We start from the raw sequence: 16,891 nt of genomic DNA on the forward strand, positions 1-16,891 counted from the left end.
CTTCATTATAAAGTAGATTTTTTTCGAGTCGAATTTTTCACACTATCATCGCAAGATTTTAATAGTTTTTAAATAATGATATGTTACGCTACTACAGAAGGAGGTTTTGCATATGACTGCAGCCATTACTTTTCATAATATTTCTGTTACGATGCAAGATACACAGATTATCAATACGATTTCCGGACAGTTTCCAAAAGGGCAGATTACCACACTCGTCGGTCCTTCTGGCGCAGGCAAAACAACCATTTTAAAATTATGTAACGCGTTATTATCGCCTACAGATGGGACTATTTTTTATAATGATCAGGAGTTAAAAACATACAATCCTCTAACCTTACGCCGCTGTGTTGGCATGGCCTTACAAGATGCACCAATGATTAAAGGAAGCGTCTATGATAATTTAAATTTACCGCGACAACTTCAAGGTGAAACATTAAGCAAAGACGAGGCGATACAGGCACTTCAGCAAGTCGGCTTAGATGCTAAAAATATACATAAAAAAGCGCATGACCTTTCTGGTGGACAGCGCCAAAAATTATCGATTGCAAGAACACTTATAAATCCGACCGATGTACTGTTACTGGATGAAATCACCTCTGCGCTTGACCCGCATTCGGTAACGGAAATTGAGCAATTGATTGTAACGATGAAACAGCGTGGTGTCACGATTATCTGGATTACGCATAATTTAGAGCAGGCTCGTCGCATTGGGGATTATATGTGGCTAATGCATCGTGGCCAATTAATCGAGAGTGGCAGCATTCATTTACTAGAAACCTCACAAAACGAACGCGTCCAACAATTTATGCGAGGTGAGCTTTTATGACGTTTACAACGCTAGCGATTACACTCGCATTCGTCTGTATTCCACTTGTCTTATCGAAAGCATTAAATTTACAACTTGGTAAAGATGTCATCATTGCTACGATTCGTGCCATCGTTCAGCTGCTTGCGATTGGGTATGTATTACAGCTCATTTTTGACCAGCAAAATGTGGTATTTAGCTTCTTAATGGTCGCAATCATGATTGCCGTGGCAACGCTGAATGCACGCAAAAAAGGCGCCCAAATCAACGGCATTACGTGGAAGTTGGCGCTAAGCTTATGTGTGATTGAAGCCATTGTCATGAGCGTATTAGTAGGATTTCATATTGTACCGGCTACAGCACAATATATTATTCCACTGAGCGGCATGGCAATCGGCAACTCAATGGTTATGAGTATTTTATTCCTCAACCGCTTCACCGCAGAAATCGAGGCACACGAACAGGAAGTCGAGCTTATTTTATCGCTCGGTGGCACACCGAAGCAGGCCATTCACCGCCAGCTCATTACATCGATTAAAGCGAGTATGCTACCAACAATTGAAAGCCAAAAAACGATTGGCCTCGTACAGCTCCCTGGTATGATGAGTGGCCAAATCATTGCCGGTGCGGACCCGGTCCAGGCGGTTATGTTCCAGTTACTTGTACAATTCATGCTACTGACGACCGCCTCTGTTTCAAGTGTGCTACTTGGTTTCTTAAGTTACCGTACTTTATTTAATCAGAAACTGCAAATAATTCCAGAAAAATTTACCGGACAATAAAAATCGCCTTCCCTATTCCATGTAGGGAAGGCGACTTTTTTGTCATAATATTATTGTGTACCGTACTCAACGTTACCTATTTTAAAGAGACAATTCAATAGCAAGTAACGAATCGCGTTAAAAATGGTCAGAAACGAGCCAATTACCGCATATCTCCTTGAAAATTGTACATAAGCGAACGGATTTGGAACTTCTTGGCAAAAGAATGTTATACACAATTAGAGTATATACCCTAAATTTAGGATATTCAATTTTTCTGCTTCAAACGAAATTCTAATCTTTTGAGTCGGTCATTTTAATATTTCACAATACCGAACGGCTATTACTTATTCCAGCCTTTTTCTTTATAACGAACGATTGCCTCGATACGATTACTTACTTCCAATTTGTCTAAAATAGTTGAAATATAATTGCGTACCGTACCGGGCGATAGAAAAAGCTCTTTTGCAATTTCCTTTGTCGTTTTTCCTTCTGCAACAAGGCCAAGAACCTCTGTCTCACGCTCTGTCAGAGGATTTTCAACGGTTTCTTCATAGACGATGTCGATTAACTCAGGTGCATATATGCGGCGGCCATCCATAATGACACGAATCGCATTAACAAGCTCTTCAATCGGACTATCTTTTAATAAATACCCACGAACCCCCGCTTTTTTCGCACGTTCGAAATATCCAGGACGTGCAAAAGTCGTTAAAATAACAACCTTATAATCCTGTCCTTTAATTTCTTCTGCTACATCAAGACCTGTTTTTTCGGGCATTTCAATATCCATAATGATGATATCTGGCTGATGCTCTGTAATTGCCGTTAATGCCTCAACACCGTTACGTGCTGTTGCCACAACTTCCATATCATCCTCCATATTGATTAATGCCTGCATGGCACCAAGTAACATGCCTTGATCCTCTGCTAACACGATTTTAATCATGTAAGACTCACTTCCTTACGCCCTATTTTATATGCTTATTATAGCAAACCTCTATTTGAAGCGCTCTTTAATGCCGCATACTCTTTAAACGTAATGAAGCGTTTGTTTGATGCATCATACAGTTTATAACGTAATGATTCGAAGCTTGTTTTTAATGTAATCGTTGTGACACGTTGTAGTGGTGGCGTTTTTTCATGTGCTTCCTCTAACTCATAGTTTGGAATACGCGGTGCTAAATGATGTACATGGTGGTACCCGATATTACCAGAAATCCATTGTAGTAATTTTGGTAATTGATAATACGAACTTCCTTCTACAGCTGCTTTTACATAATCCCAATCTTGCTCATTCTCGAAATATGAATCTTCAAAGGTATGTTGAATATAAAATAACCAGATGCCTAGTACTGCTGCGATGTACATTGAAATCCCTTGTACAATCAACATTGCTTGCCAGCCAAATAATAGGCTCATTACAACAAGCATAACGACTAGCGCAAGCGTTGTGTAATACGTGTTAAGACGTTCTTTTTTCTTCGCATTTTTTGCATTCATACGATTTGATACTAAAATTAAATAAAGTGGTCCTACGCCGAACATGATAATTGGATGACGGTATGAACGGTAGCAAAAACGTTGCCATTTCGATGCTTCATTATATTCCTCTGTTGTCATCATCCAAATGTCACCGACACCACGCTCATCTAAGTTTGAGCTTGATGCGTGGTGAATTAAATGTTCGCGTTTCCATTGTTCGTATGGAAATGTCGTAATAACGCCTGTGATATTCCCTACTAACGCATTTAATTTTCTGTTTTTGAAAAATGATCCATGTGTACAGTCATGGAAAATAATGAATGTACGCACAACAAAGCCGCTTGCGATTACTGCGCAGACGATTGAAATGATAGGTGATACATGAAATAAGCCGTAGCCAGCACCCCATAATAGAAGTAGCGGTACGAGCGTATTAATCAATTGGCGAATGCTCGTGCCCATCTCTGATTTTGAGAACGGCGCAACGGCTTTTTTCAGTTCTTTAATTTTTTCGCGATCCGTCATTTTTTTGCCTCCAACTAATTTATTGTTTCTAGTATAAAATAAATTAGTTGGAGGTCACATAGGTGGATGTCACACATATCATATGACATTCATCACTAGTTAAACGACAAAATAATCGAAAGTGTCTATTAGTAACCACTCACTTTTATGTATAAAAAAAGAGAGGCCATTTAGCCCCTCTCTTTTCTCTATTAAACGTTAAAATAACGTGCATCTGGATGTGAGAACATCATCGCAGAAACTGATGCCTCAGGGTCCATCATAAATTCCTCTGTTAAATTCACACCAATATCCTCTGGGTGAATCAGACCAAATAATTTCTTTTGATCCTCTAAGTTTGGACATGCTGGGTAGCCGTATGAGAAGCGCTGTCCTTGATACTTCGCCGCAAAGCGGTCACGCATCGTGAAATCCACACCATCTGGATATCCTGCATGGTCACGCATCTCCTGGTGAACTCGCTCTGCTAAGCCCTCTGCAAGTTCAAGTGCTGTTGCTTGAAGCGCATGCATTTCAAGGAATTTTCCCTGCTCTTTTAATTGCTGTGCCTTTTCACGAATGCCCTTACCCGCCGTTACTTGTAGGAAGCCTACATAGTCCATTTCGCCGCTGTCTTTTGATTTTAAGAAATCCGCTAGACAGAGGAATGGTTCTTTTTCTTGACGCGGGAATGTAAAGCGCTCGATTTCTGTGACACCGTCCTTGTCATAAATAATGACATCGTCGCCATCTGATTGTGCTTTAAAGAATTGATACATGGCCTTTGGATGTAGTAAATCGGACTGTAAATAACCTCGCACTAATTCAAATAGCTCAACTGCACGCTTGTCCCCCTCTTTAATCATATCTTCTTTAAAGCCTTTTAAACCAAGGTGATGACCAATCAATGTGCGCATATTCACATATGGATATAAATAAGCTGGTGTATAATCACGTAGCACATGGCGCTCTAAATCGGTTGGTTTGTAGACTGGCACATCTGTACGTACGGTTTTCGCTGGGCGCGTTTTCACTGCAACTGCCGGACGCTCTGCACGATTTGCATCTTGAACTTTACGTTTTTCCTGTGCCTCAAAAATTTCCGTTAGTAAGCCTTCGCGGTCATCACTCATTAGGCGGTTAATCGTTTCAAGTCCTTGCATCGCATCTTTTGCATACATGACCGGGCCATTATAGTTGGCGGCAATTTTTGTATCGGTAAAGCGACGAGAAAGCGCTGCACCCCCAACGATAATTGGTGTATCAATCCCCGCTTCTTTAAAGTCCTGTGCTGTCACAACCATTTGTTGGGCCGATTTTACAAGCAGACCCGATAACCCAACGATGTCTGGGTTTTCTTTACGAATCGCTTCAATTAATGTTTGTGGTGTCACTTTAATGCCAAGGTCAACAACTGTATAGCCATTGTTGCTCATAATGATGTCGACTAAGTTTTTACCGATATCATGCACATCACCTTTGACCGTTGCAATAAGCATTTTCCCTTTCCCAACATCATCTGCGCTTTTCTCCATGTACTGCTCTAAATGCGCAACAGCAGCCTTCATAACACCCGCTGATTGTAATACCTCCGCAACGATTAGTTGATTTTCATTAAATAGCTTCCCAACGGTCGCCATCCCCTTCATCAGTGGACCATTGATAATATCAAGTGGTGCATCATACATGTCACGCGCAGCCTCTAAATCATCAATTAAACCTTCCTTCGTACCTTCTAAAATATAATATTCAAGGCGCTCTGGCACAGTTTTTGGAATATCATCCTCTGTTTTTTCTTTCTTCTTATCACGATAGAAATCGGTAAATACCGCGAGTGTTTCATCATTCGTATTGAATAATAAATCATTCGCTAACTTGATTTCCTGTTCAGGAATCGACGCATAACGCTCGAGCTTCTCTGTATTGACAATCGCATAATCAAGTCCTGCCTGTGTACAGTTATATAAATACACCGCATTTAAAATTTCACGACCTACTGGTGGTAAACCGAATGATACATTCGATACCCCTAGAATTGTTAAAGCACGTGGTAGCTTTTCTTTAATCAAACGAATTCCTTCGATTGTCTCGACAGCGGAGCCAATATACTGCTCGTCCCCTGTACCAACTGGGAAAACAAGTGGGTCAAAAATAATATCTTCTGGTGCGATATCCCACTTATTCACAAGTAAATCGTATTCGCGCTCTGCAATTTCAAGCTTACGATGGCGGTCAACAGCCATCCCTTTTTCGTCGATTGTCCCAATAACGATTGAGGCACCGTATTTTTTCACAAGTGGTAGTACTGCATCAAAGCGTTCTTCGCCGTCCTCTAAGTTAATGGAGTTGATGATGGCCTTCCCTTGTGAATATTTTAGTGCTTCTTCGATTACCTTCTCATCCGTCGAGTCGATAACGAATGGTACTTTTACTTTTTTTACGACTTCTTCCATATAGTTACGGATATCTTCTAGCTCATCACGGTCTGGGTTGGCTAGGCAAATATCGAGTACATGCGCACCATTTTTCACTTGCGCACGGGCGATTTCTGCCGCTTCTTCAAACTTACCTTCTACGATTAAACGTTTGAATTTACGTGAACCGATAACGTTTGTACGTTCCCCTACAAATAATGGACGCATTGAATCATCGTACATTAATGGCTCAATACCTGATACCATGTGCGGATGATCATGGTTTGGACGCTTACGTGGTGCTTTGTCTTTTACTGCCTCGCGAATCGCGCTAATATGCGCAGGTGTCGTCCCACAGCAACCACCAATAACATTTAACCAGCCTTTATCTGCAAAAGCCGCTAGTTTTTTCGATAATGACTCAGGTGTTTCATGGTAATGACCTTCCTCATCCGGAAGTCCAGCATTTGGGTAACAGCTAACATAGCTCGTCGCTACTTCCGCAAGTGTACGAATATGGTCTGTCATAAATTCTGGTCCAGTCGCGCAGTTTAAGCCGACTGACAGTGGTTTAATATGCTCGATTGAAATATAAAATGCATCGATTGTTTGACCCGCAAGTGTTGTACCCATTGGCTCAATCGTTCCTGAAATCATAACCGGTAATTCTTTTCCTAGCTCATCAAACGCTTGTTTAATACCAAGTGTTCCTGCTTTTACATTCAGCATATCCTGTGATGTTTCCATTAATAAAACATCCGCACCACCATCAATTAATCCCTTTGCTTGCACATAAAAATCATGTTGTAGTGCATCAAATGTCGTACCACCTGTTACTGATAATGTTTTGGTCGTTGGCCCTAACCCACCTGCAACATAACGTGGCCATTCAGGTGTTGAAAACTCATTTGCTGCTTCAACCGCAAGCTCTACCGCACGTTTATTAATTTCATACGCATGCTCACCTAAACCATATTCGTTTAATACAAGCGGTGTCCCACCAAATGTATTGGTCGTTACGATGTCTGCTCCTGCTTCAAAGTAAGCACGGTGGATATCACGTACAACATCTGGGCGTGTTAAATTCAGGTTTTCATTACAGCCATCTAACTCTTCGCCACCAAAATCTTCTGCTGTTAAATCAGCGTTTTGGAGCATTGTCCCCATCGCACCATCTAAAATTAAAATATGATCTTGAATACGATCCTCAATGCGTTGTTTCGACATTTACTTGTTCCCCCTCAGTTTGTGCATCTAACTGCTTAATATAATCAATTAACTCAACGGTCATGTCATAGCGCATGAACGGTGTAATTAAATAAATTCCTTTAAATAGTGGTGCGGCGACATCGATTAACTCCTTTGCAATCTTAAGTCCCTCTGCACGTGCACGCTCTTTATCCTCTTCGCAGTCACGCATACGTGTAAGTACATCTTCGGATAATTTAATGCCCGGTACTTCATTGTGTAAAAATTCTGAGTTACGTAGACTTGTCAGTGGCATGATACCTAAGAAAATAGGCTCTTCAATATGTTTTGTTGCCTCGTACACCTCAATGATTTTTTCCTTCGTATACACCGGCTGTGAAATAAAGTAATCTGCACCGGCTGCGATTTTTTTTTCAAGTCGTGGTACAGCGCGCGCCACATTTCGTACATTTGGATTGAAGGCGCCTGCGACAGAGAAGTTCGCCTTTTTACGAAGCGGCTTTCCTGAGAATGAAATGCCCTCATTTAATTTTTTAATTAGCTCAAGTAGCTCGATGCTTGAAACATCATACACACTCGTTGCCCCTGGGAAGTCTCCTACTTTTGTTGGGTCCCCTGTCACCGCTAAAATGTCCGTAATGCCTAGCGCATCAAGGCCCATTAAATGCGATTGCAGACCGATTAGGTTACGGTCACGACATGTAATATGTGCCAGTGCGCGAACATTCTTTTCATATTTCAAACGAGCACCCATCGCCATATTACTGACGCGAGGTGAAGCAAGCGAGTTATCCGCCATCGTCACTGCATCTGCACCGGCATCTTGTAAAATACGTGCACCATCAACGAACGCATCCGTTTCTAAATGACGTGGCGTATCAAGCTCGACGATAATCGTACGCTGTTTTTTCGCCTGTACATGCAGTGGTTCATGTGCAGCTTCATCTGCATCTTTAATAATTAATGACTTTTTCTTTTCGACGATTTTTGCTTTAATCGGTGGAAGATCTGCTAAACGTTTTTTCACCTCGGCAATATGCGCCGGTGTCGTCCCACAGCAACCGCCGATTAGACGCACGCCCTCATCACGTAATAGTACTGCTGCGCGGCCGAAATAATCTGCCTCTGATTCATAAACAACTTTACCGTCCTCAACGTCTAATAAGCTCGCATTTGGATAGGCTGATAAGAAGGCTGTCTCTGGTAGCTCTACGTTTTCAAACGCTTGGATGGTATGATGCGGACCTAGACGACAGTTCACGCCAACGATATTGGCACCAAGGGATTCGAGTGTATGAAGTGCTTCATTTAATGAGACACCGTTTTGTAGAACGCCCGGCTCATGCATCGATACTTGTGCAATGATTGGTAGCGCTGTGTGTGCACGTAGTAATTTCACTAATGCTGATAGCTCTTCAAAGTCGTAAAATGTTTCAAGTAATAAGCCATCGACGCCGCCTTCGATTAAAATTGTTGCCTGCGTATGCAGTGCTTCTAAAATTTCTTCTAGTGTTTCATCCGTTTTGCGAATTCCTCGAATGCCACCGATTGTCCCAAGTACATACTGACCACCTGGCGCTGCAGCTCGTTTTGCAATCGCAACTGCACCTTCGTTAATCGCTACAACTTGGTCCTCGATACCATAGCGAGCTAATTTAATCGCATTGGCTGTATATGTATTCGTTTGAATAATATCTGCACCTGATTCGATATAACGCTTATGAATATCCTCGATAATTTCTGGCTTTGACACATTTAATTCCTCATAGCAGTAGTCAATCCCATATGAATAAAGTAGCGTGCCCATCGCACCGTCCGCTGTTAATACTTTCGTTTTTAAATCGTTCAGCAATCCCATCTATGAACTCCCCTTCTATTTATCAATCTCCCCAATAAAAAAACCCTCTTACTCGTTAGAATAAGAAGGGATATACGCATAGTCCTTCTTATCTTTTAAGGTTATTACCTTCTGGAATTAGCACCTGACCTTTCGGCTGGTTGCTGAAGCTTCGTAGGGCCAGTCCCTCTGCTTCTCTTGATAAGAAATTGATTTAATTTTTAGAATATTATATGAATAATACATCTTAGATGAAAGAACGTCAATAGCTCTGTCTTTTTTTCATGATTTTCATGCAAAATTAGAAAGACAATGCAATGATGCATTCCATTCAATCAAAAAAAAGAAACCACCGACAACGATGATTTCTCTGTCATTATTTTTCTTCTTTAAAGGCTTCTTTTGGTGCCTCGTCAATATTCATTGCACGTATAAACTTCGCATGTGTAATTTGACGCTTCGTACCATTAAAGCTACATGTTACGAGTGTTAATTCTTTTTTATTTTTATGGTCATTAATGACTTCGACTTGTGACGCTTCAACATTATAAATTTTATCGATTTCATAAATATATACTTTATCATAATCCGTCACATATGCTTTCATACCTGTTTTCGCTAATGTTAGTGGACTAAATAAAGAGCGCTCATTACGCACATTATGGCCGGCCAGTGCATAGTTTCCTGTCCCCATTGGCATCTCTTCCTTCATTGTGCCTGCGCCAATAGCTAAATTCTTATTCGAAATACCATATAAAATCGGTAGCTGCATGTTTACATCTGGCACACTCACCATACCGATTGAATCAGGCTTTTTCGAATCCATTTGTGCCTTCAATACTTCGCCGAGGCTAATGTCTTTTACTTGCTCAAAATCAAATGTGACATCTTCTGATTCCTTCGCCTTTGCGATGCTATCATCGTAATTTTTGCCCGCTTTATTTTGCAATGTTGAGTCCGTCATATGGTTGACCACAAAGCCCATAATCGGCTTATTAAATACGAGAATTAACCCTGCGATTAATAATAGTACACCTATAATGGTCAACCATTTATTACCGCCTTTTTTAGCTGTATTCTCCGCCATTATTTTACTTCCTTTCATCGACGATTCATTATGTTGTTAACACCTGTTTTGGAACGAATTAAACCGTCGTAAGTTGCGCTGCAATGCGAGTCGCAATCTCTTTACCGTTCGCGATGCATAACCCGATGCCCACACCATAATACGAGCAGCCTGCTAGTGTAATAGTTGGATAATAGCTCTGCATTTGTTGCTCTAGATTTTTCACAGCGGCCGCGTGCTCTAAATTATACACCGGCATTTGCTGTGTCCATTTCGATACTTTAATTGTCGACGGCTGCTCCTCAATATTAAGGGATGTCGCGACATCCTTCATCGCAAGCTGTGCTAACTCTTCTTCTGTGAGCTTGATTAACTCCGCAAATTTCGGATTCGTTTTTTTATAAAAGACACGCAGTAGTAGCTTGCCATCTTTTGATGTATTTGGCCATTTTGCACTTGTCCAGGTGCAGGCATCACAGTTTACGGCGTCACTATTTGCTACAATAAAACCAGTGCCCTCTGCTGGTAGGACGTCATTGCCGACTTCATAACCTAAATATACGGTAATAATCGAGCTCGTTTTAAAGGCATCAAAGGCAGGTGTTAAACGTTCATCACCTAGCGCTTCCTGTGCCATGCGATGTGGTGTCGCTAATACGACATGGTCTGCTTCAATCGCCTCATGATGGTCAAAATGAACGATAGTTTTCTCATTCACTGTTTCAAGCTTCGTTACAGCCGTATTTTTTAAAAACTCGACTGTCGTTAATACTTCTTCAAAGCGCTCAAATAATTCACGTAAGCCATTTTTAAATGATAAAAACTTATTATGTGATAGATTGATAAACTTGTCTTTATTCGCCGCATAGCCTTTTAAAATACTGCCATACTGGTTTTTATAATCGATTAAATAGGGGATGGTAGACGCTAATGTTAATGAATACAGATCACCTGAATAAATACCCGATAGTACAGGGGCAATCTGCTTTTTCACGAGCTCTTCACCAAAGAAATATTCAAGGAATTCGCCAATAGATGAATCCTTTGTAAATTGCTCATTTGGTAATGTTAAATCATTTAGAGCAGCTCGCTTACCCGCTTCAGAAATAAGGGTGCTTTGCTGTAGTGCTTCCTTATTCATCGGGATGCCATACATGCTCTCTAGTGGGATAGCATGTAGCTCATTTTGGGTATAAATATAAGAGACGCCTGTGCCGTTATAAACGACGCGATCTTCTAGCCCTAATTCTTCGATTAAAGGCATGACACTTTTATGACGTGCCACAATGGAATCTGCGCCAAGCTCCATGATAAAGCCGTTTTCCTCATGCGTCGCCATTTTACCGCCAAGCTGTGCCTCTTTTTCAACTAATACAAGACGTATATTTTTATGTTGTAATTCGCGTGTTAAGTAGTGCATCGTTGATAATCCAGTGATACCGCCACCTACAACAACGATAGTTTTCATAGACTGAGCCATTATTCGGCCTCCTTTAACTTCTTCGTCTTTTAGTATACTCGTTCATTTAGTGGCATCGCTAGCAGTTCTACTCATTTCCATGAATTGTACATATTTTAAGAAAGGAGCGTCAAATTCAGTGGACTTACTTATTTTAGTTATTTTATTAATGCTTTCTTTATTACTATCAAATATTCTCGGTCATTATTTGCCATTTCTTCCGATGGCACTTGTCCAAATTGGCTTTGGGATTATTTTAGCCATTATCTTCCCAAGCTTTGATATCCAGCTTGAATCCGAATGGTTTTTGCTGTTATTCGTTGCACCACTTCTTTATAATGATGGGCGCAATTTCCCGCGTGAAGAGCTATGGAATATGCGCGGCTTTATTTTAAGTAATGCCATTGTGCTCGTAATTATTACGACTGTGCTCGGTGGTTTGTTTATTCACTGGCTCATTCCATCTATTCCGTATGCGGCGGCCTTTGCGCTTGCGGCGATTTTATCACCAACCGATCCCGTTGCAGTGAACGGGATTGCCAAACGTGTACAAATCCCTGAGCGTATTTTAAGTGTTGTTCGTGGTGAATCATTAATCAACGATGCATCAGGCTTAGTTGCCTTTAAATTTGCGGTTGGTGCCGCAGTATCAGGCTATTTCTCGTTAAAATCAGCCGTTGTTGAATTTTCTTATACCTTTATCGTAGGGGCACTACTCGGACTGGCAATTAGCATTGTACTTAGTCAAATTCGCTTTTGGCTTCGTCGCTCAGGTATTCGCGATACGGTGTTCCATACGTTATTCCAGCTCGTCACACCGTTTATTATTTATTTGATCGCCGAAGATTTATTTCACGCATCTGGCGTTATCGCCGTCGTAATTGGTGGGATTGTTCATGCACTCATTAATGAAAAAGCTGAGCCTATGCTTGCGGAGGAGCAAATGCTCACAGAAAATACATGGTCGATTGTGCTATTTATTTTAAATGGTCTTGTATTCTTATTACTTGGCTTAAACATTCCTGATTCCATGGCAAATTCTTTATCCGATCGTCATACGAATAACTGGATTTTAATTTTTGATGCCGTAGCGATTGGGTTTGTTATTTTAGGTGTTCGTTTCATCTGGTCCTATACATTTGGTACATTCCAATATCGCTTCGGGCGCGACCAAGTACGTCCAACATTAAAGACGAGCTTAATCAGTAGCCTTGTAGGTGTGCGCGGTGCAGTTACAATGGCCGGGATTTTATCGCTTCCTTACTTTATTCAAAATGGGACAGCAAACTTCCCAGAGCGCTCACTCATTATCTTTTTAGCGTCTGCTGTTATTTTATTCACATTACTTGCAGCGACGATTTTCCTTCCGATGCTTACCGATAAGGATGAGGGAATTGAGCTTGCAGAAGGACAGTACTCATTTAATCGTGCAAAAATGCAAGTGCTCTTAAAATCCGTTAAATCGCTACAAACATCGATTAATGATGAAAATCGACGCATCACCTATGAGCTAATAGATGAGTTGCAGCAAATGTTTAGGCAGCTGCAGTTAGAAGCAAATGCGGAACAATCAGATAAGCAAAAACAAGAGCTAGCGAAACTACGCGAGCGCGCCATTAACATTGAACGAAAGCATATTGAGGAACTGCATGATGATAATCAGCTCGATGATGATATGTATGCAAATCTTTTATCAACAATTGAGGATCGCTTGAATCGACAGGAAACGAATATGTTTATGAGCTTCTTCATTACCTTGCGTCAAGTCATTCGCATGTGGATTATGACGCGCAAAAATGATACGGATAAAACACAATTTTATTCCTACATTCGAATGCGCCAAGATATCCGTCGTCAGTGCTATTTAAAGGCACTTCATTTCTTAAAAGAGGAACGTAAAACGGTCGACCCACGCAAACGTCCGCTATATGTTATCGTCATTTACGAATATGAAAAAGCCTATGAAAAATTACGTAAAGTCGTCACGATTGATTCTGCTCGTGAGGAGGAACTTCGCGAGGAACTTCACCTACAAGTGATGGAGGTTCAGCGTAGTGAAATTCACCATATGTACGAAGAAGGTAAAATTTCACGTGAGCAAGAAAAAGAACTACGACGCTTCGTTAATTACATCGAAAGTGTATCGTTGTATGAATACGTCGATTAATTTCCGACACAAAAGAGGTTGGGACAAAACACGTTATGTTCTTTTTTAGCGTTCGCAACGAAAAACCGGAACCGCGCCAAAGCGCGATTCCGGTTTTTTTATGCTCATAGGAGAGGTTGTTTTTATACGTATGTCCCAGCCTCTTTTTATTTTTTATTAAACTGCTTTGCAATTTCAAGCGTGATTAAGCCGGCGTAATATTTTCCACCCTCAACATTTGGATGGATTTTATCATCATAGAAAATATCTGTTTTTGTAGCAGATTCATCATACCAGTCAATCATCGACACATTACTATATTTCTTGTCGGCATTAGCAAGCGTTGTATTCACGCTATCTTGCCAGCTACGTGGTACGCGCACATTTACTAAGTAAATATGACGGTCTTTACCTAAGATTTGATAGATTTCGTCAAATTGTTTTTCAGTGAACGTTCCATTTGAGCCAAGTCCAAGTACAACATTATTCGCAAGCTTGCCTTTTTTATTCATTGTTTCAAGTACTTCAATCGCTTCTTCTACTTGGCGTCCAACGGTTGCATCCACCGTCATTTTCGGCATATTATTTTGAAGCGTGGTCGCAGCACTCAGCATAACTGAATCACCTACTGCTGTAATTGGTACATTCGTTAGCTTCGCTTTTGCTTGATTGACATCTTTTTTGAACTTCGCTGCTTCTTTTTTCTCTTTTTCACTTTGACGTTTTGCCGCTTCTGCCGCCGCTTTTTTCTCCTCGGCTCGCACCTTACGTTCGGCCGCCTTTTTCTCTTCAGCTGTCATTTTTAAATTTTTCTGTTGATCTTGCAGATGCATTTCAAGCGCTTTGTTACCACTCGCTTTTGGTGATGGTTCAATCATTAAGCCAACTGTAAAGACGATTAATAACGCGGCAAGCAAGCCGTTCATTACACGCGTACGAACCTTCCAATGGCGAATATTGAATGACCAATTGCGTGGATGCATATGCTTCAGCCATGTTTTCCATTCACCTTTTCGAATCGGGTCCTCAACAAATGTCCATGACAATGCCGATAACACTAACGTTAGAACGAGCGCTAATAAAATGCGCCACATACTTAAATCACCCGTATCGACGCCTAACCCAAGAAGGACAAGAATTGGGAAATGCCAAATGTAAATACCGTACGAACGCACACCTACCCATAATAACGGTTTCCAACTTAAAATATCGCCGATAAAGCTTGCTGGGTGGACGATGACTGCAATCAACAACGCAACGATAGCTGATGCTAAATACATACCACCATAATAAAGGAATGTGCCATCTTCACGCATAAAGATAATAAATACCATCATGAGCGCAAATGCTACAACACCTGTAATGTTTAGCGCACGCTTCATTTCAGTTGTAACATTTGGTTTCAAACGTCGACTTGGCCATACAATCGCTAGTGCCGCACCAATCAATAATGAAAAGGCACGTGTATCTGTACCATAGTATACGCGGCTTGGGTCTGTGCCCGGTGTAAACATGAATGCCATCATTTCTGCTGATACAACGGATAATAGCATCACTAGAAAGGCAAGCTTACCTGTCGATTTCGCAAATTTTAATGCAATTAGCATAATAATTGGCCAAATAATATAAAATTGTTCTTCTACCGCAAGTGACCACATGTGCTGTAGTGGCGATGGCGGTGAAAATTTCGTGAAGTATGAGTGCTCCTGCCAAACGTAATACCAGTTACTAATGTAAACGAAGGCAGCCCCAATTTCTCCGCGTAGTCCTGCTAGATAATCACGTTGGAATAACGTAATCCACACCGTAATTAAAATAAGCATGACGAAAAGTGCCGGTAACAATCGTCTTAGGCGACGCACCCAGAAACTTTTGAAATCAATCGTACCTGTTTTTTGGTACTCATTAATTAATAAATCGGTAATCAAATAACCGGATAAGACAAAGAATACGGTAACACCTAAATATCCCCCATTAATCCATGGGAAATGGAGGTGATATAAAATAACAGCTAATACTGAAATTGCGCGTAATCCATCCAAACCACTTATGTACCGATGATTTTTTTTGACAGGTTGTGGCATTGTAAATCCTCCTACTAAAAAAACTCCTCAAATCCACGGTTCGATTCATACTTTACAAATTTTAAAAAACATTCTTCTATTAGTCAAACGAGAGTCCTCAGTCTTTTTCCCTATACTATCTATTGCATCAAAATTACAAATAATACAATTTTGTCACAGATAACGAAATCGAGAGCCATTCCGATACAAAAAGATTATGATAGAACAAGTAGGGAGGAACATCATGCGAAAAACTATTTTAAAATGGATTGCAGTGATCTCAATGTTTACAATTGCCGCAGCAGCGCTTACTGTGATGTCTTCATCAAGTGCAAATGCTGCTAGTGTAAAAATGAAAGTTACTGCACCAAACACAGACAAATTGAATATGCGTAAGGGTCCGGGCGTGAAATATTCGACAATCCGTAAATTAAACTATAATACCGTTGTTACACGTACTAAAGTATCAGGTAGTTGGTCTAAAATTACATACAAAGGTGAAAGTGGTTGGGTTTCAACAAAATATCTTCGTAAAGTTGCAATCAAAAGTGCAACATTCCCATTAGATAACTTCACCATTGTTGTCGATGCAGGTCACGGCGGCACAGATGACGGTGCGTTTTATTACAATACATCTGAAAAAAGCGTGAACTTAAAAGCCGCTAAAGAATTAAAGAAACAACTTGAATACGAAGGTGCTGAAGTTGTGATGACACGTTCTACAGATAAAACATTATCACTTCCAGGCCGTGTTAAAATTTCGAAAAAAATAAAACCAGATGCTTATATTAGTCTGCATCACAACGCTAGTAAAACTGGTAATAAAACTGATAAAGGCTACTTAGTACTTTATACAAAGAGTAAAGAAAAAGCATTCACAAAAGCGGTTTATAGCGGCATGAAGAGTGTGCTTTCAACGAAAACAACAGTGCCATATGAAGGTTACCGCTACCAAAACTTACATGTATTACGTGAAAACCCATACATCGGTACACTTGTTGAATATGGCTATATGTCTACACCAAGTGAGCTGAAAAAAATCAATAAAGATAGCTATCGTAAATACGTTGCACAAGGTATTGTTAAAGGTGTAATTAATTACTTTGACTAATCATTAAAAAGAAGAAAACCGCGCGAAA

11 protein-coding genes and 1 riboswitch are annotated in these 16,891 nt (G+C 40.6%); of the genes, 4 read left to right on the top strand and 7 right to left on the bottom strand.

Translation table 11 applies throughout. From position 1 onward, the window contains the following. The first annotated feature begins 112 nt into the window (after positions 1-112). Both QI30_RS03765 and QI30_RS03770 read left to right on the top strand, forming a co-directional pair. Positions 113-829, top strand: a complete 717-nt coding sequence (locus QI30_RS03765) for a phosphate ABC transporter ATP-binding protein (RefSeq protein ID WP_126989619.1) — start codon at positions 113-115, stop codon at positions 827-829. Continuing rightward, positions 826-1,590 (top strand): ABC transporter permease, encoded by a 765-nt coding sequence (locus QI30_RS03770; protein ID WP_126989620.1) that lies wholly within the window; start codon positions 826-828, stop codon positions 1,588-1,590. The genes QI30_RS03765 and QI30_RS03770 overlap by 4 nt, the downstream gene beginning before the upstream one ends. Before the next feature lie 322 nt (positions 1,591-1,912). Here the strand turns inward: QI30_RS03770 and QI30_RS03775 are convergent, their stop codons facing one another. From QI30_RS03775 to hemG, 6 genes are all read right to left on the bottom strand, one after another. Next, positions 1,913-2,518, bottom strand: coding sequence for a response regulator transcription factor (locus QI30_RS03775; RefSeq protein WP_126989621.1), 606 nt, complete (start codon positions 2,516-2,518; stop codon positions 1,913-1,915). 38 nt (positions 2,519-2,556) lie between these two features. Continuing rightward, positions 2,557-3,579, bottom strand: a complete 1,023-nt coding sequence (locus QI30_RS03780; protein ID WP_126989622.1) for a fatty acid desaturase — start codon at positions 3,577-3,579, stop codon at positions 2,557-2,559. A gap of 191 nt (positions 3,580-3,770) precedes the next feature. Further along, positions 3,771-7,199: a methionine synthase gene (gene metH / locus QI30_RS03785; RefSeq protein ID WP_126989623.1), complete on the bottom strand. Its 3,429-nt coding sequence runs from the start codon at positions 7,197-7,199 to the stop codon at positions 3,771-3,773. Beyond that, complete coding sequence (locus QI30_RS03790; RefSeq protein ID WP_126989624.1) at positions 7,180-9,039, bottom strand: bifunctional homocysteine S-methyltransferase/methylenetetrahydrofolate reductase; 1,860 nt, start codon at positions 9,037-9,039, stop codon at positions 7,180-7,182. The genes metH and QI30_RS03790 overlap by 20 nt, the downstream gene beginning before the upstream one ends. 85 nt (positions 9,040-9,124) lie before the next feature. Further along, a riboswitch (SAM riboswitch) is annotated at positions 9,125-9,226 on the bottom strand. A gap of 168 nt (positions 9,227-9,394) precedes the next feature. After that, complete coding sequence (locus QI30_RS03795) at positions 9,395-10,105, bottom strand: class A sortase (RefSeq protein WP_126989625.1); 711 nt, start codon at positions 10,103-10,105, stop codon at positions 9,395-9,397. Positions 10,106-10,163: 58 nt separating this feature from the next. Further along, entirely contained in the window at positions 10,164-11,552 is a 1,389-nt protein-coding gene (hemG, locus tag QI30_RS03800) for a protoporphyrinogen oxidase (protein ID WP_126989641.1), read from the bottom strand. Between the two features lie 130 nt (positions 11,553-11,682). Here hemG and QI30_RS03805 point away from each other — a divergent pair, with 130 nt between their 5' ends. Then, complete coding sequence (locus QI30_RS03805; RefSeq protein ID WP_126989626.1) at positions 11,683-13,710, top strand: Na+/H+ antiporter; 2,028 nt, start codon at positions 11,683-11,685, stop codon at positions 13,708-13,710. A gap of 146 nt (positions 13,711-13,856) precedes the next feature. Here QI30_RS03805 and QI30_RS03810 read toward each other — a convergent pair whose 3' ends face one another. Next, positions 13,857-15,773, bottom strand: coding sequence for an acyltransferase family protein (locus tag QI30_RS03810; RefSeq protein ID WP_126989627.1), 1,917 nt, complete (start codon positions 15,771-15,773; stop codon positions 13,857-13,859). A 223-nt stretch (positions 15,774-15,996) separates the two neighbouring features. Between QI30_RS03810 and QI30_RS03815 the strand changes: the two genes are divergently transcribed. Continuing rightward, positions 15,997-16,863: an N-acetylmuramoyl-L-alanine amidase gene (locus QI30_RS03815; protein ID WP_158620952.1), complete on the top strand. Its 867-nt coding sequence runs from the start codon at positions 15,997-15,999 to the stop codon at positions 16,861-16,863. Positions 16,864-16,891: the final 28 nt, after the last annotated feature.

The organism is Candidatus Kurthia intestinigallinarum (assembly GCF_003991225.1).
Lineage (GTDB): Bacteria > Bacillota > Bacilli > Bacillales_A > Planococcaceae > Kurthia > Kurthia populi.